The organism is Evansella sp. AB-P1 (assembly GCF_029688925.1).
GTDB lineage: Bacteria > Bacillota > Bacilli > Bacillales > Salisediminibacteriaceae > Evansella.
The window spans coordinates 402,785-424,479 of record NZ_JARUKY010000001.1; the positions used below are offsets into that span (position 1 = coordinate 402,785).

Below are 21,695 nucleotides of genomic sequence, written 5' to 3' on the forward strand. Positions count from 1 at the left end.
TATGAAGGATAGTAGATACATAGAATAGGAGGGATTTTTGTTAAAGTGAAATTTCGATTAATAGATTATAAATCCTATTATAATAGGGATTATTTAACATAAGGCTAGGTAAAAAAATAAATTGACTATATGTATGAAAACGATTACAATAAATTTTGTGGTGATTGAATTAGACAAATCTCGACAATGTCACTTAATATAATTTAGAAGAATGAAAATTATATTTTTAAAGTAATAAAAAATAAAATTTAGATTACAGATTAATAGTTTTTTAAAAAACTATAAAACACAGTAAACGCATATGATTACTATAATTATGTTTTCTAAGTCATATGAATTTTGTTTAGATTTCAATGATTTTATATTTTCTTATTCTAGAGGGAGGAGGAACTTCGGGATATAACGTTTATCTTGATTCTTATAATACTAACTAGAACAACGAGGAGGTTTTTTTATTGAAAAAGTACAAGCGTTTTTTTGCATCATTGATGGTATTTTTATTAATTTTATCTAATATGAATCTAACTGTTTTAGCTGCAGGTTCAGATAGCGAAGGAGATCCAGAACCAGATCCATTTGAAGGGATGATTAACATTTCAAGCGATTGGCGCGGGAGTGTTATGGGCGATAATGGTGGACAATCAAATATAAATAGTGACAACTTTGAAATTACTGAAAATGGAGATGGAACAGTAACACTTAAAAGTATTAATAATAGAGGGAAAATTGCAGGGAGTTCTGAAGGTATAGCATATTATTTTGAAGATGTTCCTGCAGATGCAAACTATAAACTATCAGCAACAGCACATGTTGACTCATGGACAGCAAATAACCAAGTCTCCTTTGGTCTTATGCTTAGAGGAAACATATTAGAAAACCAAAACCAAGGAACATTTACTGGTGACTATGTTGCAGTAGGTGCTCTTGACCAAGTCATGAAAGGTTTTTATAAATACGAGGAATCTGGAATTCAGAAAAACGACCACGTATTTGAAAGTGCAGCCGTACCAACAGCAGATCAACAATACGATTTAACTATTGAAAAGTCTGGTAATCTATATATTATTTCTGTAAATGGAGAAGAAATGATCATTGAAGATTACAATGGTGAAATAAACTACGCTGGACTTTTCACGTCAAGAAATACAGTCGTAACGTTTAGCAATATCAACTTTGAAATGGAAGGGCAAGTTGACCTTGGAGACTGGGAATTTAGTGCTTTTGGAGACAACACTAGAACATCTGACAGAAACCAAGATCCAACTGTTACTGAAAATGGAGTGCGTATCGTTGCTACTGGCGGAAAGATTTCTAGTTCAGTTGATGGAATTTCTTTTTACCATAAAAAAGTACCAGCAGATGCAAACTTTGAAATTACAACAAGAGCAACTGTAAATAGTATTAATGGTGGAGATAACCAAGTTTCATTCGGTTTAATGTTACGTGATGAAATTGGTGAACACGGTACTAGTGGCGGTCATGAAGCAAACTATGTAGCTTTAGGTGCACTTGATCTGAACAACCAATCCATCGCTGGTGTGAAAGGTTTTTATAAAGTAGGTTCAGAACAAATAAAGCTTGATCCATTTTCACAATTAAGAGTACCAGGTGAAAATGAAGTGTATGACCTTTCTATTAGAAAATCTGGTGACACGTATGTTGTAACTGCAAATGGTATTGAAAGTGATCCATTAACATTAGACAACTTATTCACTGATAATATTTTCGCTGGTTTATATGTAGCTCGTGGTGCTGACGTTACCTTTAGCAACTTTGATATTAAAGTAGATGCTAGAGTAGTAGAAGAGTTAGTAGTTGACGCAAGTGATATGAATACAGAAATTTTAATGGGACAAAACTTAGATTTAACTGGATTAAAAGTTACAGCAAAGTTCTCTGATGGTAGTGAACAAGCCTTATCACAATCTGACTACATTGTAACTGGCTTTAATAGTAGTGAAGTTGGAACAAACACAATTACAATTAATTACAATGGAAAAACTGCACAAGTAAATCTTGATATTATGGGACTAACTGTAACGGATTTAGAAATTCGATACTTCCCAGCAAAAACAGATTACTTTAAAGGGGATGTCTTTGACCCTCAAGGATTTTCAGTTATTGCTCATTACAATAATGGACAATCTATGCAATTAAATGCAGAGCAATATACGTTTTCTATTAATAGTATAGGGTTAACGGAAGGAAATCAGTTCGTATTTGAAGATGCAGGTACAACAGAGGTTATAGTACAATCTACTGAAACTCCTGAAATTACAACAACATTTAATGTATATGTAAAGGATACAGAGATTGAAGGATTAGAGATTAAACGTTTACCTGTAAAACAGCTTTATTTCATTGGTGACGAGTTAGACCTTGCAGGATTAAGTCTTTACGCTAAATACGGCAATGGCGATTCAGTAAGGCTTACTGCTGATGAATACACTGTTTCAAGTCTAGATACTTCAACACCAGGAGAAAGAGAAGTTACGTTAACTCATAAAGGGAAAACGGCAACGTTATCGTTTGAAGTAAAAGTGAAAGAATTAGTTGCAATCGAAGTAACAAACTATCCGCAAACGACTTATGTTGTTGGCGAGGAATTAGCTTTAACAGAATTAGAAATTTCAAGAGTGTATGATAATGAAGATCGTGCAGTTTTAGCTAAAGATGCGTATACAGTTGAAACTTCATCTTTTGATAATGAAAACGCTGGAACATATGCGATGGAAGTCGTCCCTAACGATACTTCTATTAATCCAATTTCCTTTAGCGTAACAGTTAGAGAAGCGGTTGAAGTTGAGTGGAAATCCATGCGTTTTGGACAGTCTACTTCAGATGCAAGAAACTATGTTAACGAAAAAGGTGGAACCGTTGAAATTGTTGCTTTAGAAGGTGGCGGAAAAATTACTGGAGACCATGATGGTATTTCATTCTACTATACTGAACTTGATGCTTCAGAAGATAACTTTGTTTTATCAGCAGATATTAAGGTAGTGGAGTATGCTAAAACACCACATGATGGGCAAGAGTCATTCGGTATTATGGCAAGAGATGCTGTTAATGATGTTCAAGATGCAAGTGTATTTGCTTCAAACATTGCAGCAATCGGTGGATTTAGTGGTGGTACAAGAGAAGCAAATGGTACACAGTTATTTGCCCGTACAGGAGTAGTTGCAGCTGATGGTGAAGGTAGCCAAGGTGTTCAACGTATTATGTTAAACAATGAAAGACCTGCTGCAAATAACACGTATCCAGAGACAGAATATCGTTTAACGCTTGCAAAAACAAATAGTGGTTTTGTAGGACAATTAAATGATGGTCAAGAAACTACAATTTTCGAACCTGAAATTTTAAATGTACAAGATGGAAAAATGTATGTAGGATTCTATACTGCTCGTCTTGCAACAATTGAAGTTAATAACATTGAGTTTACTGTAACGGCAGCAGCAACGGATGCACCGAGAGTAGAACCTCCGGCAGAGCCTGTTACACCTAACTTTGAATATTTATCATTAAGTAGAACACCACTTACAAACTATGATCTATTAATTAGACCAAATGTTAATGGTGTTGTAACAGTAAAACAAGGATTAGAAGTAATCGCACGTGATGTAGAGGTAATAGCAGGAGAAATTCTTGAAGTACCTGCAACCCTAACAGGAAATAGTACTACCAACTTTAGTACAACATTCTTACCGGACGATACGCAATTCTTAACATCTTATAATCAAATCGTTCATAACGTAACAGTATCAAACAAAACATTTGCAGAAGGTGGAGATATTTACGTATCACCTACTGGTACTCCAAATGGTGATGGAACTAGAGAAAATCCACTTAATCTTGATACTGCTATCGATTATGTAAAACCTGGACAACATATCTTCGTAATGGAAGGTAATTATGTACGTAACTCTAACATTGAGATTAAGAAGTTTAACGATGGAACAGAAGATGCAATGAAGCACTTATTTGCTGACCCAGACGCAACAACACGTCCAGTGATTGACTTCGATAGAAGATCTGAAGGTGTTGTTCATAGCGGAAGTTACTGGCATGTAAAAGGTCTAGACTTTGCACGTTCCGCTGGTAATACAAAAGGATATACAATAGGTGGTAGCCACAATATTATTGAAAACGTAAGTCTATATGAGCACGGAGATACTGGATTACAAATCAGCCGTACAGACACAACAGAAAATAATAGAGATAACTGGCCGTCTTATAACCTAATCTTAAATAATATTTCATTCGATAACCGTGACCCATCTGAAAACAATGCAGACGGATTTGCAGCAAAGCTTACTGTTGGTAACGGAAACGTATTTGAAGGAAACGTTTCTCATAACAACATTGACGATGGTTGGGACTTATATACAAAAGTAGGAACTGGTCCAATTGGTGTTGTTACATTAAGAAATAACATTGCATTCGGTAATGGTACATTAACGAATGGTTATGAAGGAAATGCAGGTAAAAATGGTTTTAAACTTGGTGGAGAAGGGGTACATGTACCACACATTATCGAAAATAACTTAGCTTTTGATAATGGTTACTTCGGTATTACAAGTAACAGTAACCCTGGCTTAGTTACTAGAAACAACATTGGTTTTAACAACGTGGGTGCAAACTTAAGCTTAACAACGTATGCGCACATTCCGACTGATTTCACGATTGATGGATTTGTATCTTTACGTACAGATGCAGTACCAAAAGCAAATGATAACTATCCATCACACTTAAATGCAGATAATAACTATATGTTTAGATCAGGACAAACTGCTAACTTAGCTGGAGAAGAGCCTTCAGAAGAAATTTTTGAAAGCATGCAGCAAATCTTTAATTTCAACGATCAAGGTGAAATCGTATCCGTTAAGAGAAATGCAGACGGTGAAATCCAATGGGGTGACCTTTGGGCGGTTTACAACGAGTTTATGGGAATTGAAGTCCAAGCAGAGGTTGAAGTTGATGAAGATCAGCCAGAAACAGGAAGCGTTTCAAATGAAAAAATTGAAAAACTAGCTCCACAAGGAAAATTAGCTGTAAATGCAGCAAATGTTTCTAGAGTTTCCTTTACAAGTGAGCAAGTAGATATTTTAGTAGAAAAAGGTACTACTGTGGAAATTGATAGAAGTAGCGTGAAAGTATCCATCCCGGCAATTCACTTTAATTCTGGTAAAGGAATTACGATTGATGTAACAGAGCAAGAGCAAACTAATGTAATTGTTCCTGCTTATAAGCAAGTTAGATCAAAAATCTACAAATTTACCATTTCTGATGGTGAAAATGTTATTAGTGAATTTGGAGAAAATCCAGTAGTTCTTGCTTTCCAAGTTGATTCAGATAACGTAACTGATGTAAACAATTTAAGAGTAGCTAAATTAAATGAAGCAACGGATGAGTGGGAAGTACGAGAAGGTGGAGATTACTCAAACGGAGTATTCACATACTCAACAAACAGCTTTAGTATTTATACAGTATTGGAAGTTGAGAATGTAGATCCAGGAACTGGAGATGAGAATGTAGATCCAGGAACTGGAGATGAGAATGTAGATCCAGGAACTGGAGACGAGAACGTAGATCCAGGAACTGGAGACGAGAACGTAGACCCAGGAACTGGAGATGAGAATGTAGATCCAGGAACTGGAGATGAGAACGTAGATCCAGGAACTGGAGATGAGAACGTAGATCCAGGAACTGGAGATGAGAATGTAGATCCAGGAACTGGAGACGAGAATGTAGATCCAGGAACTGGAGACGAGAATGTAGACCCAGGAACGAAAGTTAGTGAAGAAGCTTCTAATGATGTGAATGAGGATAATACAGCTTCAGATGAGTCAAGTAAAGAAGAGACGAAAGAAGATGAACTTCCAAACACATTTAGTGGCCTATACAATTTCTTATTAATTGGTTTAGCCCTAATTACTTTAGGATTAGCTTTATTCTTCGTAAAAGGACGTAGAGAGAAGAATTTAGTATAACAGTTAATCGTACGTTTTCATAAATATAAGAGGCGGGGATCTCCTAAAATACAGGAGATCCTCGCCTTTTTTGTTTAGATAATTATAAAATTCTCTCATGTGGTTAACTTGCCAAAAAAGCGGCTAGCTCCAGGCGCCATCACCTCGTGTCAAATGTTCTGTCCGCATAAAAAGTAAAACGCACTTTGTAACGGCCGGGACATTTGCATATCGGTGGGAGACAGGATGTTGATATTACGCCGTTGCCTACAGGACGTAGGCTGTACTTAGGCGTAATTGGGGCGCCTTGGGCTTTTCTTATATTATAGATCTTTCATCTTCTCTAAAACAGCATTTAACTGTTGCCCAACTAAGTAATCTACTTCAACGATCATATTATCTGACTCTGGATTCACTCCAACGTAACCACGGTGGATTGTACTTTCTCCTAAGTCAATAAATCCAAAACGACCACCAAATTCGTATTGATAATCAGTATAGATTTCAAAGTTTAGATTGTTTTCTTCTTTGAAAGCTGCGTGATCTTGAGGTGGCGATGGACTTATACCAATTACTTCGATATTCATTTCGTTTATTCTATCAATATTATTGCTCAACTCAACTAGCTGAGAAAGACAGAGTTGTCAGCCAATTCCTGTAAAGTATGCGTATATGGTTTTTTGATCAGGAGAAATGTTAACATTTTCACCGTTTATATTGATTAGTGAAATATTAAAATCTTCATCATTGTACGCTTCATAAGTAGTATCATTATTCCCGTTACTACATCCAATAATAATAATAGAAAGGGTTATTAGTAAAAACGAAAGCAATAATTTTTTCACATTCAAATCCTCCCAACAATATAAAATTTCCCTTTTAGAGATGAAATATTGTATTAAACTTTTAATGTAATATTAATAATAACATTTCCGCCTGGAAAAAAGAGAACGATAAGCTTAGAGTACAACAAAAAAATAGTAAAAACGCTTGAATTCAAGCGTTTTCATTTGTTTACATGTTATTGGAGTTGGTTATTGATCCATACTCTCATTTCACCTGGTTTACGATTGCACCATGCGTAGTAAGGAATAGCTTTAAGCTCTACTTTGTTGGTTGTCATAGGGATTGTGCTATAGAGCTCTTCTTTTTCAGATGTCTCACTGATTCTTTTTCCTTCTCCAGAAATATAAACAACGCCATTAAGTAGATTTTCGTCATATGTAGCGGAAAGTTTAGCGTCACTCGGAAGGGCAATACCGTGGAGGTCACTTCCATTATCACACTCTTCAATACAATAAACGATCGGTCCACGCTGGAGGGCTACTTTTCCTACGTTTTCTCTAACTTTTGGATTTGATCTAATTCGTTGTACTTCCATTTGAAAATGTAATTGAATCAAATCATTTTCCTTCCAATTCCTTCTAATATAAACATACCCATCCTTTAAATTATCAGCAATATTAAAAACTTCTCCTTGAATAGTAATAGTTGCATGTTGACACCAACCCGGAATCCGTAACGCCAATGTAAAGTCATTAGGCTGAGCAGGGGATACCTCTATTTCCACAGTAGCTTCCCAAGGGTAAGTTGTTTTCTGTACAATTGATACTGGTGTACCGTTTATTATAAATTCTCCTTCGTTTCCCATATACAAATGAATGAATAATTGTTGGTCTTCAACGGAATAAATGTGTTTCCCAATGGAAGTGACCATTCTAGCAAGATTGGGTGGACAGCAGGCCGTTTTAAACCATGTTTGTCTCTCTGGCTTCACATGCTTATGGTCATGACGGTTCTCTATTACTTCAGGTGTAACTTCGAGTGGGTTAACGTAAAAAAACTTATTTCCTTTTAAATCCATCCCGCTAATCGTACCATTGTATATTACTCGTTCTAAAACGTCCGCATATTCAGCCTTTTTCTCCATTTGGAGCATACGATTTGCCCAGAAAACAAGGCCGATTGATGCGCAGGTTTCATTGTAGCAAGTATCATTAGGTAAATCATAGTCTGTACTGAAGGCTTCTCCAAAAGGGGATGCCCCAATACCACCAGTTAGGTACATTTGCTTTTTTGTAACATTATTCCATAATTTTTTTGCAGTTTCAATAAATGTGTTATCTCCTGTGATAGAGGCTAGTTCAGCGATGGCTGTATACATGTAAACACCACGAACAGCATGCCCAACAGCCTCTGTTTGGTTGAAAACTGGGGTATGAGACTGGTTGTATTTGTACTTTAACTCACCGCGAAACGGTCGATCATCATTTCTTTTCTTTGCTTCTAATTTAAAGTAATGAGGTTCCTTGCCTCGTTGTTCTATAAAAAATTTACTTAGCTGTAGATATGCATCCTTATTTGTTATTCTGTAGAGTTTAATTAAAGCAAGTTCTATTTCCTGATGACCAGGGTAGCCTTGTATTTGGTGTTTATGTGGCCCGAAAACTGAGGTGATGTAATCTGCATTTTTGCACATGATGTTAAGAAATTTTTTCTTTCCTGTTGCTTCATAATAGGCTACAGCTGCTTCGATAAGGTGGCCTGAAACGTATAGTTCATGATTGTCTCTTAAATTTGTCCAACGTTTATTAGGCTCTTTTATAGTGTAATACGTATTTAAGTAACCATCATTTTGCTGTGCTCGTCCAATTAAATCAATTACTTCATCTGCTATCGTTTCAAGATCAGGATTCGGTAACGTTTCTAAACTATAGGCAACAGCCTCTAACCATTTCGCAACATCACTATCCTGAAAGACCTTCCCGTAAAATTCTCCCTCTTCCTCACCAGCAGCAATTTTAAAATTTCTTATTGCATGACTAGGTTTTGCATCAGAAAGTTGGTCATTTAATGCTTTCCATTGATATGGAATAACTTCTTTCTGAACAACCTCAATTTTTCTTTTCCAAAAACGATCATTTACTGTCACTTTAGGTTTAATATCTTTTGCATGCCCTTTCAAAAGATCACTCACCTTTTCTTTTAATTTAAGAACAATGAAATGAAGTTTACAGGGTATTTAGGCGTAATTTGATTCTTCTTACTATTCTTTCTTATGAAAATCATATCATAAAGTGTTAAGTAGAACAGTGGACTTTCCTATAAAATATTTGATTTAAAAGGTTAACTATCTCGGAATTATTTTATTGAGTTTCTTTTCTTCTGTATGTTTAACTAATTAAGAACTATTGAATAAATATATATTGTGTATGGGTATGAGTATGAGTTTCAACAAACAGGTGGCGAGGAAGATGTCAGATCAATTATTAGATGTTATTGGTAACTGGGTTGAGTCAATTGGAGCAACGATTGCTGCCATTGGGGAAACAAAACAAGTAACAGGTCCAATGAGTGTAGGATTGCAAATTGGAAGTGTAGGTAATGCAGTACAAGGAATAGGGAATAGCTTACAGGCAATAGCGAATGTAGAAGATGATGGTGCGAAAACAGGAAACTGGATTCAAGCTGCAGGAACAGCGGCAAATTCCATTGCAGAATATCGCATGAAGGACCGTTTAGATATGGATATTTTAGAAGAACAGCATCTTGAAATTTTAGGTGATGTTTTGCAATCAACTGGTTCTATGCTTGCTTCTATTGAAAGGTTAGGTCAAAATCCTAAGTTGGTGTATGGTAATTTACTTCAATCTATTGGTGCAGCTATAGAAGGAATTGGAGTTTATATCGCCATATCATCCAATAGTGTAGCGGGGCAGAAAATCGAAATGGTAGGTGGTTGGTTACAATCCTTTGGTACCACGTATCAAGCTGTAGGAGCTACAAGAGAATATTTAACATAAACAAAGCTTCAGCAATTTTGTGAAGCTTTGTTCCTATAGATATAAGGGCTTTAAACTGTTAACGTTTTCTAACAAAAGTGCATTGACACGAGTAGAATATAAGAACACAATTTGCAATTTGGTCATTAGGTGGAGATAAAAGTGTCAAAACCAATATTATATATTGTTGGAAACTGGGTTGAGGCACTAGGAGCCAATATTGCTGCTGCTGGTGTGAGTATTGAGATTCAAGACAGTATTGATGGAAAAAGGATACGAGTTATTGGAGACAGTATACAAGGTTTAGGTAATTTCATGATTGCGAAGGCTGAAATGGAGGATCCACTTGCGGAAATTGGTAATGTGATCCAAGGGATTGCCTCTACCTCAAATGCAATTATTGCACATCGTGAAATATATGTGGATGATAAATTAAATAATCAAATAGAGATAATAAGTGATTCTTTTCAAGCATTAGGTTCATATGTGACAGCTGTAGCAAGAAGTGACGAAAACCCACCAAAAGCATTTGGTAATGCTATTCAATCTGTCGGGGCTATTATTGAAGCGATAGGTGTACTAAATATACTAATAGATGAAGAAACAAGAGGAGATCAATTAAGGAATATTGGGAAATGGATCCAGGGCTTTGGAACTGTCATACAAGCAATTTCTGTAACACCAGGATTAAAGGAAGTTTTTTCAGAAGAGGAGGGAAATTAGACTGAAACTGCTTTTATTGGCAGAACCTATTCAGAGCTAATTCCCCTTTTGCGGTTAGGTTAAAGTTAATTAAATCTTAAATTAACTGAAGTATAACTCCTCATATAAAACCATTAACTATTATTCTACCCTCTTAAAAACTTTCGAATTTCACGGTAAAACAATGCATTATGAATGATTAACAATAGGAAAAGCAATAGGATATATACGTAACGACTGGTGTCAAAAACTATTAAAAAGAAAATAATTAGTGGTAGTCCGTGAGAATACATAACATACACATTTTTTGTTGCCTTTTCCGTTACTTGTCGAAGCATTTCGTCGTCCTCTAAAAATTCACTTGGTTTTAAGAAACTAATACCTACCAATTTATTAGTAGGATTTTCTTTATTGTGCTGTTTAATTCTAATGAAATAAGCAATGAAAAATATGATGGACAAGAGGAGTCCGATATAAATAGATAGAATCTCTGGTACATGCCAGTTGATGATTAACACACCATTTACGTTTTCAAAAACACCTTTAAAATCTATAAGTAACATATCTACTGCATAAACAACCCCATATGTCCAAATCATTAAAATTATCCACAAAGCAATATTCCATAATGGGAATTGTACACGCAAGTCGCTTTTATTCATCCTCATCCCCTCCTTCTAACCAAAAGAGTTCATCAACTGTTATTTGCAATTGCTTTGCTAAACGTAAAGATAAAGTTATTGATGGTGAAAATTCCCCTTTTTCAATAAATCCGATCGTTTGTCTTGTTACCCCAACTCGTTTTGCTAACTCAGTTTGTGAAAAACCATGTCTGGCTCTTAATTCCTTTATTCGATTCCGAAGCATTGTTAACTCCTTCCTAAGGAATAATGTTAACCTTTATATACATAATGTAAAGTATTATTAACATTTTGTAAATAATTATTAACAAATTTATTTGTGGGAAATATATATTTGTATTAAAACGATAATCTTTATCTACTAAATGCGCAAAAAGTCCTCGTAAAATCGAAAGGGATGACTAAAGGTGCAAACAAGCCATTCACAAGCTATCAGCTTTCATAGACATAGTTAATTTGATTTGTAAAATTCAAAGAAACGTCATATTTTTAAATAAAAGAAAAAATGGACTATTAGCCACAATTCATTTGTGAATTATGATACTATTCAAAGTAATGATATACTTAATCAGAAATGTAAAGAAATTACAAATGGTTTTTAATGTAGACAAAGGTTAATAAATACTATTTTGTGAGAGATTGCTTAAAAGGAGCCTTAAATCATGCAGAAAATTTATATTATTAGACATTGCAAAGCTGAAGGACAACCTGCTGAGTCTCGACTTACAGATGAAGGAGTTAATCAGTCTTATGAATTAGCGGAGTTTTTTACGAGTATTCCTGTTAACCGAATAATTTCAAGCCCTTATACGAGGGCAGTTGATTCTATCAAACCGTTGTCTAATAAAAAAGATATAAACATAGAAATCGATCAACGCTTAGTTGAACGGGTTTTGAGCACCGAAGACTTACCTGACTGGATGGAGAAATTAGAAGAAACGTTCCATAATAAGAATTTAAAATTTCCTGGTGGAGAATCAAGTGAAGAAGCATTGAGTAGGATTGTTGGAGTAATTGATGATATAGTACAAAGCGATGTAGATTCAAGTGTGATAGTTACTCATGGGAATTTAATGGCACTACTTTTAAACTATTTTGATCATCAATTTGGATTTGATCAATGGAAACTATTAACAAACCCAGATGTATTTTTATTAACATTAGATAAAAAAGGGGTAAATGTTAAGGGGATTTGGAACGATTAATGGAGAGGCATTGAGAATACATTTTGAAGGGGAACTTGATTAGGCATTTTAGTCGTATTTGTTACATGTTTCATTTATATTATATAAGGTAGAGTTCCAATGCAAGTGAAATTTTGCAACATGGAGGATGAAAGTTTTCATTTCAAGGGAGATTCATCCGTTAGGGGTGTAACGAAAGTTTAACCTGACCTTTATTTGCTAAAACTATAAATTTTGATATCAGCTATTTTCAGGGGAGAAACAAAATTATTGAGGTGAAAATAATGAAACGTGTTTTATTAGTTGTTATATATACCATAATAGGTACATTATTAGTAGGTTGTGGACAATCAGAGAATAATAATTCCTCTAGTGGTGAGATCAACTTTGATCCACTAGGAGTAGAAATTATTGCACCAGATGAAGTTGATCCTCATACAGATGTTGTCCTTCAAGCCTTTGTTACACAAGGTGAAGAAAAGGTAAATGATGCAAGTGAAGTGTTATTTGAAATTTGGAAGCATGGACAAAAGGAAGAAAGTGATTTTATTGAAGCTCATCTTACAGAAGATGATGGGGTTTATGAAATAACGTATCAATTTCCAGAAGTGAACATTTACTTAATTCAACCACATGTGACAGCAAGAGGCATGCATCAAATGCCTGTTAGAGAGATTATGGTTGGGGATGTACCTGATGATCATCCTTATTATCAAGAAGATGACCAAGATCACCATCACAACCACGACCACGACCATCATAACGACCATGAACATGGTGATGACCACCATCATTCTCATGAACTACATGAGAGTATGGCTGTAGATTGGAGAGTGGGGGAAGAGGTTAAGCTACATGAGGAAGTTAAATTGGCTACCTTTGTAGAATGGCAGGATGCTCCTTGGACAGAAGGACGCTTAAGGTATGAAGTGTATCAGCCAGGAGATGAAGTACATGACTGGTTAGAAGCAGAGGAAGAAACTGCTGGTTTATATACAGTTTCACACGTATTTGAGGAATTGGGGGAATATCACATCATTATTCATATAGAGGATGATGAACTCCATGAGCATGTACAAAAGAAAGTAACTATCGTTGGACAATAAAAATAAGCATATATGAACGAAATAAATAATCCCCTTGTTTGTAAAAGACACAAGGGGATTATTTCATTTATATATGGATACGAGGAAAAGTTATTTTTTCTAAACCCGCTTATCCTATTTTCTTTTTTAATGTATCCACGATGGATTGTTTTAACTTTTTATCATGAATTGTTTCTTTTAACCATTCTTTAGGAGATTCGTTTGTTTCGTGTTTAACCCGTTTAAATAACTTACTTAATAAATGACGCATCGTGTTTGAATAGTATATATGGTCAACCCGTTTAGCTGTATTCAAAAGCTGTTCAATGAGATCATGTTCATGGATAGAAACATTTTTTGTTGCTTCATCCAAGAATTGCTCAACAATATCTCTATGGTTATGACTTAAATAATAGTTTGTTACATCATCTAATAAGTTGGGATGGTTTTCATAGTGTTTCCCAAGTGCTGGAATTAGGGAATCATAACGGTGTTGGACTAAAAATTGAAAGGACTTTGTGGCATTAGCTTGGTCTAATGCTTCTTCAAGGGCTATTAATATTAAGGAGTTATCTGATTTCCCATCAGTTTTCTGGAGAGTTAGTAGTCGTGATGGCCAAAGGTGTTTAATGTCTTCAAGGTGTTCGTCAACAAGGTGCTTTAAAATATTCTCATTTTTCATTTTTGCATCTTCTTCAGACTTTAAGGCATCTCTTAAATCATCCTGCGTTACTTTATGTTGTTTTTTTCTTTCTGCGATTTTTTTATAACGTTCCATCGCTTTGGCTGATTCTTGGGTAGTTTTGTTAGTCAGATAAAAAGAATCTAGGAATCGTCCATCGTGATGTAAAACAGCAAAAATAATAGGAGCATCTTGATCGAAAAGCAGCACATTTACCTTTTTCAGTCCACTTGGTTCCTCATACCTGACGACATAATATCGTTGTTTCGTACTATCAATATACACTTTTTTTCCTAAAAAGCTCGGAGGGAGTATACTCATTAACATTCACCATTCCTTTCAAAAATCAAAATTTAAAAAATCTCATCATGTATTGAGGTGATGTGTGGTTATGATAATTAGAACAAAAAGCAACAAGAAGGAAGATAATGTTACTCTAAGAATCTCTTCGTATGATTAAATAAACAATAAGTCCTAATACTGGGAAAAATAATGTTCCAATAAGAACGATAATACTATACTCTTTACTATTACCATTTCTTAATGAGTCCCGGTACGCCCATATACTAGTGACGATGTTTAAGACAAACAGGATACCTATAAATAGAAGAAAAATAAAAATAGTTCCGTAAAAATCACCCATTCTAAAAACCCCTTTTTTCTCCTCTTACTTCTATGATACCTGTCTTTTTGTTATTTGCCCACCTTAAAAGAGAAATTTACACTTTTTTCAGTATTATTTAACTTTTCATATCATTAAACTCTGCTGTTAATTCTATGGAAAAATAAAAAGGCGAAGTACTTTAATATTAAGGAACATATTAAAGACTTCGCATACTTTATTATTTATTGTTCACTATTTTTAACACGCTGGTTAGCTTCTTCCATACGATTGATTGCTTCACGATCTTCACTATCTGCTAGTTCTTTAGAATACTCCACCTTTTGATTTTCAGGAATATCAGGTATTTGTTGTTGTTTATTGTTGTTATTTCTTTCGTTAGCCATTTCTTTCGTCCTTTCATCTAAAGGTGTTGGAAAGCGTAAATTCCGTAGCTATGATTAATTACAAGTTATTCTTAGCTCTGCTAAAAGCTCGATCAGCCGCTTTAAATTCTGATTGATATAAAACTTCTTGTGTACGACTCAATGTTTTTTTCTCTTCTTTTACTTTTCTTTTCTTGCTTTCCATCATTTCACCCCATTAAAGTATTTTTCATAACTAGTATGATCGTAAAAATTATAAAGTATGCAAATTTTTACAATTATTCTTTTAGAGTATTCTCTAGTGCTTTAGTTAATGTTTTAAATTCAAACTGAAACTGATGCTCTTCTAGTTTTTTAGGGAATACTTGTTGACCTTCAACAACTAAAATACTCATCTCACCTAAGACAATTCGTAATAAGAATTTAGGTGTTGGAAACCAGTATGGACGGTTGAGGATGTTAGCTAGTGTTTTTCCAAACTCATTCATTCGAACAGCATTTGGCGCAGTTACATTAACTGCTCCATGAACGGCAGGAGTTTCTATACAAAAAATAATGGCCCGTACGACATCTTCAATATGAACCCAAGAGATCCATTGTTCGCCGGAACCTAGTCTTCCGCCAGCAAACAATTGAAAGGGAAGCTTCATTTTTTTTAATGCCCCTTCATTTTTATCTAATACCATTCCGAATCGAGTATAAACGACACGGACTCCTTCAGTGGAAGCTTCAGAAGCGGCCCTTTCCCATTGTTGCACGACGTTTGCTAAAAAATCATCCCCTTTATAGGGACTGTCCTCAACAAATGTCTCTGTTTTTGAAGTTCCATAAAACCCAATTGCTGAAGCATTAATGAGTACACTTGGTTTCTTTTTCAATGCTTTTATAATTCGAATAACTTCTTTTGTAGCGTCTATTCGACTGTGTAATATTTCCTCTTTTTTAGAGGTTGTCCAACGTCCGCTATTAAGGTTTTCTCCCGCTAAATTAATAAACGCTTCTATTCCTTCAAGCTCCTCCTCAGGTTTTAATTCATTTGATAACCATTGAACATAGGTGACATTTGAATCACCAATTTCCTTTTGCTTTTTTCTAGTTAATATATAGACTTCATGTCCTAATTGATTTAGCTTTGAAGTCACTTCGCTACCAATAAAGCCTGAACCACCTGCAATAGCAATTTTCATTTGTATACCTCCTCTTTCTTTTGTTTATTCTCTATTGGATTGTCTTTTTACTTACTTTGACTGTCTTACACTTCTGAAGCATCTAATTTACAGGGTAGACTGCCTATGCAAGCAAAACATAGTATTATCTATTTTCAGGGTAGCTTTGCAGTCGTCTAGAACGCTTCTTTCTCTACCACAGCATAGCACTGTGTTGCTCTGAAGCTTAATCAGTCGAGACAACTCGAAGTTTATTCGTGAAGCATATGCACGTCGTTGGAGCACCCTTCACTCCTGAAACGTTCTTATTTCAGGGTAGACCTACTATTTAAAGGATAACTTATAGCTATCATTTTCCTTTTTATTAAAAAAATCAAACTAAAAGTCTCGATTAATATGATAGGATAAAGAAAAACAGTCGGTATTTGTATTGGGGGGGAGAATGTGCCGCAGATTTCAAAAATTAGTATTGCCAAACGAAGGAAGGATCGCTTTCATATTTATGTTGATAGAGGAAATGGAGATGAATATGCTGTAACTGTTTCAGAGGATGTTTTGGTAAAACGACAGTTAAGTAAAGGGGTGGAACTCAGCGAAGACGACCTAGATTTAATTCGTGAAGAGGATAACCTCGATAAAGCTTTTCAAAAGGTGTTGAATTATCTATCCTACCGAATGCGATCGAGAAAAGAAATTTTTCAATACTTATTGGATCAAGAAGTGCAAAAGGAGGATGCTGAGCAACTTATTGATCGTTTAAAAGACCTGAACTTATTGGATGATCAAGCTTTTGCAGAAGCATTTGTTAGAACGAAAAAAAATACACAGAAAAAAGGGCCACTTTTAATTGAACAAGAGCTATATGAAAAAGGAATTTCTCAACAACAAATTGATAAAGCAATTCTAGAATATCCGGAAGAAGAGCAGCTTGATAATGCAATCAAAGCTATAACAAAGAAACAATCCAGCTATAAGTTGGAGGGACAAAAGCAACGGAAGCAGAAACTATACCAATTTTTAGTGCAACGAGGATTTACTTCTTCCATTATTAATAAAGCAATTGATGAGCTTCAGCAGGAAGATGATGATGGAGCAGGGGAATGGATTGCTATACAAAAACAAGGTGAAAAGGCTTTGAAAAAGTTAAGTAAATATGAAGGATGGGAATTAAATCAAAGGCTAAAAAAGAATTTATATCAAAAAGGTTTTTCAATGGAGCTTATTGAAAGGTGGATACAGGAGGAAGAGTTGGAATAGTCCGACCTTTATGCAATTGAAAATTTGCGCCGACGTGTTGTCTATAAAATAAGAACTGTAATTATGGGAAGAATAATCTAAGCAATCTTAATTTAATAGTATGCCTTTAAAACACTTTAAATTAGAAAGGATACGTTTAAGATGACGACTTTTATTGCGTTAACCCCCATTATTTCAGTTCTTTTATTTCTAGTTGTTATGCGAATGTCAGCAGTAAAAGCCATGACCATAAGTTTAATAGCTACAGCGATACTAGCATTTATATATTGGAAGGTTCCTTTTCAAATCTTGGCTGCATCCATAATTGAAGGTATTATAGTGGGTGTATCCATTTTATATATCGTTTTTGGTGCCATTCTTTTATTAAATACATTAAAGTCTTCTGGAGCAATAGATACTATCCGTTCTAGCTTTATGGGAATATCCGGTGATCGAAGAGTCCAGCTTATTATCGTTTCATGGTTGTTTGGTGCTTTTATTGAGGGTGCTGCAGGATTTGGAACACCACCAGCAATTGGAGCTCCACTTCTAGTTGCCTTAGGATTTCCTCCATTGGCAGCTGTTGTTTTAGCGTTAATTGCTGATAGTAGTCCTGTTTCCTTTGGTGCTGTAGGAACTCCGGTAATTGTTGGAATAGAACAAGGGTTACAAGAAGGTGCACAAGTGACAGCTATTGCAGAGCCTTACGTTGCTGCAAGTGGAGGGATTTTTGTTTTTATTCGGGAAATTGCAGCACAAGTAATGCAGATCGATATATTTGTTGGGACGTTTATGCCCCTCATAATCGTTGCGATGCTTACACGTTTTTTTGGAGAAAACCGTTCCTGGAAAGAAGGACTATCAATTTGGAAATTTGCCATTTTTGCAGGATTAAGCTTTACTGTTCCAGCGTTTTTAGTTGCCAATTTTTTAGGGCCAGAATTCCCATCTATATTTGGTGGATTAATTGGACTGGTAATTGTAATTCCAGCAGTTAAAAAAGGATTTTTGCTCCCGAAAGAACAGTGGGATTTTCCAAAGGAGGAATATTGGCATCAAGGCTGGATTGGTAACTTAATGAACACTGATGATTTAGACGAGGAAAAAAAGAAACTTCCGTTAGTTTTAGCATGGATCCCATACTTATTAGTAGGTTTACTCCTTGTTTTGACTCGTTTAGAGGTACTTCCTTTTAAGCAATGGTTACGACGTGTTCAAGTTGAATGGTCAGAAATATTGGGATCTTCTATTAGTGCCAACCTTGAACCATTTTATTTACCGGGCTTTGTATTTATTCTTGTTGTATTATGTACCATTGTTATTCATAGAATGAACAAAAATGAAGCTCTTGAAGCTTTTAGTCGTTCGAGTAGGTCAATTGTCGGTACTGCTATTACCCTATTTACAGCAGTCCCAATGGTTCGAATATTCATTAATTCAGGTATGAACAATAGTGGCCTAGAAAGTATGCCTCTAGAATTAGCAAATACAGTATCTACTTTAATGGGGGGAGCTTGGCCTCTTGTTGCACCAATAATCGGTGCATTGGGATCATTTATTTCAGGTAGTGCAACCTTTAGTAATATGATGTTTGCATTATTTCAAACCAGTGTAGCAGATCAAATTGCAGTAGATCCTCGACTTATTCTTTCTTTGCAGGTACTTGGTGCAAATGCAGGTAACATGATTTGTGTATTAAATGTAGTTGCGGCAGCATCTGTAGTAGGACTAGTTGGAAAAGAAGGTATGATCATACGAATGACAATTGTCCCAATGCTTTACTACGCCTTCTTTTCAGGGATTGTTGGATTTATTATAATCATGATTTTTTAAGACTAGTTATGTTAAAAGGATAGGTGTAATTTTAGCATAGAGAAGCAATAATCAACATTGAAGATTAACAGAACCTAAGACTAAAACAATAAAATATTTTTAATTATATTAAGCCTCATTTCTTTTCTTACTAACTTTAATTTCTTATAATAAAAATCACAAACATATAGATGTACGAGGTGGAGACTATGGATAAACGTTATAGCGAAATGACACAAAAAGAATTAATGGACGAAATCGGTGACTTAAAGGTAAAAGCACAAAAAGCAGAACAAATGGGAATGGTTAACGAATATGCAGTGCATGAAAGAAAAATAACAATGGCTCAAGCATATATGATGGATCCATCTGTTTTTAATTCAGGGGATACATATCTAATACGGGATTCAAAAGAGGATACTTTTAAAATTTCGTATATGAATGGTGTTTTCGCGTGGGGTTATCGTAATAATAGTAACGAAGAAGAAGCATTACCAATTTCATTATTGACGAGTAAGTTAAACTAAATAACAAATAAGGAAAGGCACAATGGCCCTTCCTTAATCGGGGAATTTAAGATCTTTTTCTAGTTTGAACCTCAAGCACTCGGTTATGGAGGCTTTGCTCCGTTTCTCCATTTACTTGGTGGAAAGCGTGCTTCGGGTTTGCTCTAGGATCATGGAAAGGATCTTTATAATGGAACTTTCCTGACTGTGGAAGATTTTTTTTGCTCATCACCAGTGCCCTCCTCAAAAAAGAGATAAATACATACAAAGTAATTTATTTTTACGTTTCGTTTGATCTATTCTCTTTCTTTGGTGGAAGCTTGCATTCTTTCTGCTGGATGGTCATTAATGGTATCATTTGCTCTTCTTGATGCAAATTCAGCTTTTGCTCTCGGCTCTCCAGCAAGAGAGATACGATGTGGAAAACCTTTTGCTTTGTTACGCAAGAGAAAACCTCCTTAGCACTTTAATAAAAATAAAGTGGTTACTTCATTTCTAAAGTGTAATTTAGAAAAAACTATCCACAAAACAAGTAAAGAAGAATCTTTTCTAATGGAGCATTACTATTGTGTGTAAATTGAATAGTAAAATGAATTGTAAATACTGACAAGGGGGATGTCTAAAAAATGAATGATTATTTTGAACGTTTGACTCATCGTTTGTTAGAGCAAAATGAAAATATGTCATATTCGGATGCAAGAACGTGGATTGAGCTAATGTGGGAGGATTTTGAAACTACTTATGCTAAAGCAGGACGAGAATATAAAGGGAAGGAAATGACCGAAAAAATTCTTGTTGAATGGATTGATCAATACGGATCGCATTTACATGAAATCTTACTTGAAAAACCAAAATACAAGGAATTGTTTGAAAGTAAAAAATTTTATCATTAAAATCAAACGGCCACAAAGGGACCCCTTCTGTGGCCGTTATTTTATCCACTTTGAGGAAAGACCTCTAATTTTCTTTGGAGTGTTTCATTATTATATATCCATCCAGTGTACGAAGACAGTATATTTTGATCAGAGTCAAGTCGAACGATTGCAATAAAAGGATAGTGTCCTTTACTTCTGTATCTTAGATCAATAAATTTAACTGTATACCCATGTTTTTCTAAAGTAACCTCCCAGCGATAGGCAGGGGAGAAGGATAAGAATGCACTTAAATTTTCATCCTTTCGAGCCGAATTAATAATTGGATCATCTGGAATAGGTTCGAATGGATATGTTTCAAAGTAATTTACCTTTTTGTTTTTAACTTTTGCAACATACATTTTTTCCTTTGTTCGTACGACAACGTGCCATGAACTCCATTTGAATGTTGGCGATATAAAGATATGTGTGGAATCTGGATGGAGCCCCTTTAACTCTTTATAAACCTTCCGTTGTTCATGTATGCGCCAAAAGTAATAACCTATGAGAAAAATATACATATACAAAAATGTCCAGCCGGGGTCAGCTCCAAAACGCCAAAGGATAATTCCAGCTATGTGAGTTAAAAAAATAAATGGATCGAATATATTAATGATTCCTAAAGCAATCCATTTATCTTTAATGGGAGCTAGTGCCTTTGTTCCGTAGGCATTAAAAATATCAACAAAAACATGAAGGAAAACGGCAAAAAATGTCCAAAGCCATAGATGAATGAAGTTTATATCTGGCATTGTCATACCTAAAAGGATCGTAATTGCAGTAGGCCAAATAAACCAGGCTGGTATGGAGTGAGTTATTCCTCGATGATTTCTAAGGTATGTTGAATTATTTTTAAATTTTAAAATTGTATCAAAATCTGGAGCTTGTGATCCGATAATGGAACCAATCATAACTGCTTGGGTCATAGCTGGATTGCTTGAAACAACAGGATCTAAAGTGGCTAATCCACCAATCGCGACCCCCATCACCACATGGGTTCCTGTATCCATATTTTTCACTCCTTGATGATGAGAA

Annotated in this window: 21 protein-coding genes and 1 pseudogene; 9 read left to right on the forward strand and 13 right to left on the reverse strand. The window is 35.2% G+C overall.

The window, feature by feature from the left end; genetic code table 11:
* Positions 1 to 455: 455 nt before the first annotated feature.
* Complete coding sequence (locus QA612_RS01860) at positions 456 to 5,987, forward strand: bacterial Ig-like domain-containing protein (RefSeq protein WP_278282030.1); 5,532 nt, start codon at positions 456 to 458, stop codon at positions 5,985 to 5,987.
* 302 nt (positions 5,988 to 6,289) lie between these two features.
* On the opposite strand, the pseudogene QA612_RS01865 reads toward QA612_RS01860, so the two are convergent.
* The 3 genes and pseudogenes from QA612_RS01865 to QA612_RS01875 form a co-directional block, all read right to left on the reverse strand.
* Positions 6,290 to 6,592: pseudogene (locus tag QA612_RS01865) on the reverse strand (peroxiredoxin family protein); the annotation flags it as partial.
* Between the two features lie 18 nt (positions 6,593 to 6,610).
* Entirely contained in the window at positions 6,611 to 6,811 is a 201-nt protein-coding gene (locus QA612_RS01870; RefSeq protein WP_278282031.1) for a hypothetical protein, read from the reverse strand.
* A 176-nt stretch (positions 6,812 to 6,987) separates the two neighbouring features.
* Positions 6,988 to 8,931, reverse strand: a complete 1,944-nt coding sequence (locus QA612_RS01875; RefSeq protein ID WP_278282032.1) for a glycoside hydrolase family 127 protein — start codon at positions 8,929 to 8,931, stop codon at positions 6,988 to 6,990.
* A gap of 289 nt (positions 8,932 to 9,220) precedes the next feature.
* On the opposite strand from QA612_RS01875, the gene QA612_RS01880 reads away from it, so the two are divergent.
* Positions 9,221 to 9,769 carry a DUF6944 family repetitive protein gene (locus QA612_RS01880; RefSeq protein WP_278282033.1) on the forward strand — a complete coding sequence of 183 codons (549 nt, stop codon included), beginning with the start codon at positions 9,221 to 9,223 and terminating at the stop codon, positions 9,767 to 9,769.
* A gap of 141 nt (positions 9,770 to 9,910) precedes the next feature.
* Complete coding sequence (locus QA612_RS01885; RefSeq protein ID WP_278282034.1) at positions 9,911 to 10,471, forward strand: DUF6944 family repetitive protein; 561 nt, start codon at positions 9,911 to 9,913, stop codon at positions 10,469 to 10,471.
* Positions 10,472 to 10,596: 125 nt separating this feature from the next.
* Here the strand turns inward: QA612_RS01885 and QA612_RS01890 are convergent, their stop codons facing one another.
* Both QA612_RS01890 and QA612_RS01895 read right to left on the reverse strand, forming a co-directional pair.
* Complete coding sequence (locus QA612_RS01890; protein ID WP_278282035.1) at positions 10,597 to 11,112, reverse strand: hypothetical protein; 516 nt, start codon at positions 11,110 to 11,112, stop codon at positions 10,597 to 10,599.
* Positions 11,105 to 11,317 (reverse strand): helix-turn-helix transcriptional regulator, encoded by a 213-nt coding sequence (locus QA612_RS01895; protein WP_278282036.1) that lies wholly within the window; start codon positions 11,315 to 11,317, stop codon positions 11,105 to 11,107. The genes QA612_RS01890 and QA612_RS01895 overlap by 8 nt, the downstream gene beginning before the upstream one ends.
* A gap of 436 nt (positions 11,318 to 11,753) precedes the next feature.
* On the opposite strand from QA612_RS01895, the gene QA612_RS01900 reads away from it, so the two are divergent.
* Complete coding sequence (locus tag QA612_RS01900) at positions 11,754 to 12,296, forward strand: histidine phosphatase family protein (RefSeq protein WP_278282037.1); 543 nt, start codon at positions 11,754 to 11,756, stop codon at positions 12,294 to 12,296.
* Positions 12,297 to 12,559: 263 nt separating this feature from the next.
* On the forward strand, positions 12,560 to 13,381 hold the full coding sequence (locus QA612_RS01905) for a FixH family protein (protein ID WP_278282038.1): 822 nt from the start codon (positions 12,560 to 12,562) through the stop codon (positions 13,379 to 13,381).
* 109 nt (positions 13,382 to 13,490) lie between these two features.
* Here the strand turns inward: QA612_RS01905 and QA612_RS01910 are convergent, their stop codons facing one another.
* The 5 genes from QA612_RS01910 to QA612_RS01930 form a co-directional block, all read right to left on the reverse strand.
* On the reverse strand, positions 13,491 to 14,363 hold the full coding sequence (locus QA612_RS01910; RefSeq protein WP_278282039.1) for a hypothetical protein: 873 nt from the start codon (positions 14,361 to 14,363) through the stop codon (positions 13,491 to 13,493).
* Between the two features lie 115 nt (positions 14,364 to 14,478).
* Complete coding sequence (locus tag QA612_RS01915) at positions 14,479 to 14,685, reverse strand: PLDc N-terminal domain-containing protein (RefSeq protein WP_278282040.1); 207 nt, start codon at positions 14,683 to 14,685, stop codon at positions 14,479 to 14,481.
* 203 nt (positions 14,686 to 14,888) lie between these two features.
* The gene (locus QA612_RS01920) at positions 14,889 to 15,050 is read right to left on the reverse strand and encodes a YfhD family protein (RefSeq protein WP_278282041.1); all 162 of its coding nucleotides are present in this window, start codon (positions 15,048 to 15,050) and stop codon (positions 14,889 to 14,891) included.
* A 58-nt stretch (positions 15,051 to 15,108) separates the two neighbouring features.
* Positions 15,109 to 15,234 carry a YfhE family protein gene (locus tag QA612_RS01925; protein WP_278282042.1) on the reverse strand — a complete coding sequence of 42 codons (126 nt, stop codon included), beginning with the start codon at positions 15,232 to 15,234 and terminating at the stop codon, positions 15,109 to 15,111.
* Positions 15,235 to 15,307: 73 nt separating this feature from the next.
* Positions 15,308 to 16,216: a TIGR01777 family oxidoreductase gene (locus QA612_RS01930; protein WP_278282043.1), complete on the reverse strand. Its 909-nt coding sequence runs from the start codon at positions 16,214 to 16,216 to the stop codon at positions 15,308 to 15,310.
* Between the two features lie 423 nt (positions 16,217 to 16,639).
* On the opposite strand from QA612_RS01930, the gene recX reads away from it, so the two are divergent.
* The 3 genes from recX (at position 16,640) to QA612_RS01945 (ending at position 19,770) form a co-directional block, all read left to right on the forward strand.
* Positions 16,640 to 17,452, forward strand: a complete 813-nt coding sequence (recX, locus tag QA612_RS01935) for a recombination regulator RecX (RefSeq protein WP_278282044.1) — start codon at positions 16,640 to 16,642, stop codon at positions 17,450 to 17,452.
* A gap of 141 nt (positions 17,453 to 17,593) precedes the next feature.
* Positions 17,594 to 19,264 carry an L-lactate permease gene (locus QA612_RS01940; RefSeq protein ID WP_278282045.1) on the forward strand — a complete coding sequence of 557 codons (1,671 nt, stop codon included), beginning with the start codon at positions 17,594 to 17,596 and terminating at the stop codon, positions 19,262 to 19,264.
* Between the two features lie 188 nt (positions 19,265 to 19,452).
* Positions 19,453 to 19,770, forward strand: coding sequence for a YfhH family protein (locus QA612_RS01945; protein ID WP_278282046.1), 318 nt, complete (start codon positions 19,453 to 19,455; stop codon positions 19,768 to 19,770).
* Positions 19,771 to 19,816: 46 nt separating this feature from the next.
* Here QA612_RS01945 and QA612_RS01950 read toward each other — a convergent pair whose 3' ends face one another.
* Positions 19,817 to 19,978, reverse strand: a complete 162-nt coding sequence (locus QA612_RS01950; RefSeq protein ID WP_278282047.1) for a YpzG family protein — start codon at positions 19,976 to 19,978, stop codon at positions 19,817 to 19,819.
* Between the two features lie 67 nt (positions 19,979 to 20,045).
* Complete coding sequence (gene sspK, locus QA612_RS01955; RefSeq protein ID WP_278282048.1) at positions 20,046 to 20,195, reverse strand: small, acid-soluble spore protein K; 150 nt, start codon at positions 20,193 to 20,195, stop codon at positions 20,046 to 20,048.
* A 180-nt stretch (positions 20,196 to 20,375) separates the two neighbouring features.
* Between sspK and QA612_RS01960 the strand changes: the two genes are divergently transcribed.
* Positions 20,376 to 20,642: a YfhJ family protein gene (locus QA612_RS01960; protein WP_278282049.1), complete on the forward strand. Its 267-nt coding sequence runs from the start codon at positions 20,376 to 20,378 to the stop codon at positions 20,640 to 20,642.
* 41 nt (positions 20,643 to 20,683) lie between these two features.
* On the opposite strand, the gene QA612_RS01965 is transcribed toward QA612_RS01960, so the two are convergent.
* Positions 20,684 to 21,670: a metal-dependent hydrolase gene (locus QA612_RS01965; RefSeq protein WP_278282050.1), complete on the reverse strand. Its 987-nt coding sequence runs from the start codon at positions 21,668 to 21,670 to the stop codon at positions 20,684 to 20,686.
* Positions 21,671 to 21,695: the final 25 nt, after the last annotated feature.

What these genes read in the sequence shown, in the direction of transcription:
- QA612_RS01880 (WP_278282033.1), top strand. Translation starts at nt 9,221, where the DNA reads ATGTCAGATCAATTATTAGATGTTATTGGTAACTGGGTTGAGTCAATT.
- QA612_RS01890 (WP_278282035.1), bottom strand. Translation starts at nt 11,112, where the DNA reads ATGAATAAAAGCGACTTGCGTGTACAATTCCCATTATGGAATATTGCT.
- QA612_RS01895 (WP_278282036.1), bottom strand. Translation starts at nt 11,317, where the DNA reads ATGCTTCGGAATCGAATAAAGGAATTAAGAGCCAGACATGGTTTTTCA.
- QA612_RS01900 (WP_278282037.1), top strand. Translation starts at nt 11,754, where the DNA reads ATGCAGAAAATTTATATTATTAGACATTGCAAAGCTGAAGGACAACCT.
- QA612_RS01905 (WP_278282038.1), top strand. Translation starts at nt 12,560, where the DNA reads ATGAAACGTGTTTTATTAGTTGTTATATATACCATAATAGGTACATTA.
- QA612_RS01910 (WP_278282039.1), bottom strand. Translation starts at nt 14,363, where the DNA reads ATGAGTATACTCCCTCCGAGCTTTTTAGGAAAAAAAGTGTATATTGAT.
- QA612_RS01915 (WP_278282040.1), bottom strand. Translation starts at nt 14,685, where the DNA reads ATGGGTGATTTTTACGGAACTATTTTTATTTTTCTTCTATTTATAGGT.
- QA612_RS01920 (WP_278282041.1), bottom strand. Translation starts at nt 15,050, where the DNA reads ATGGCTAACGAAAGAAATAACAACAATAAACAACAACAAATACCTGAT.
- QA612_RS01925 (WP_278282042.1), bottom strand. Translation starts at nt 15,234, where the DNA reads ATGGAAAGCAAGAAAAGAAAAGTAAAAGAAGAGAAAAAAACATTGAGT.
- QA612_RS01930 (WP_278282043.1), bottom strand. Translation starts at nt 16,216, where the DNA reads ATGAAAATTGCTATTGCAGGTGGTTCAGGCTTTATTGGTAGCGAAGTG.
- QA612_RS01940 (WP_278282045.1), top strand. Translation starts at nt 17,594, where the DNA reads ATGACGACTTTTATTGCGTTAACCCCCATTATTTCAGTTCTTTTATTT.
- QA612_RS01945 (WP_278282046.1), top strand. Translation starts at nt 19,453, where the DNA reads ATGGATAAACGTTATAGCGAAATGACACAAAAAGAATTAATGGACGAA.
- QA612_RS01950 (WP_278282047.1), bottom strand. Translation starts at nt 19,978, where the DNA reads ATGAGCAAAAAAAATCTTCCACAGTCAGGAAAGTTCCATTATAAAGAT.
- QA612_RS01960 (WP_278282049.1), top strand. Translation starts at nt 20,376, where the DNA reads ATGAATGATTATTTTGAACGTTTGACTCATCGTTTGTTAGAGCAAAAT.
- QA612_RS01965 (WP_278282050.1), bottom strand. Translation starts at nt 21,670, where the DNA reads ATGGATACAGGAACCCATGTGGTGATGGGGGTCGCGATTGGTGGATTA.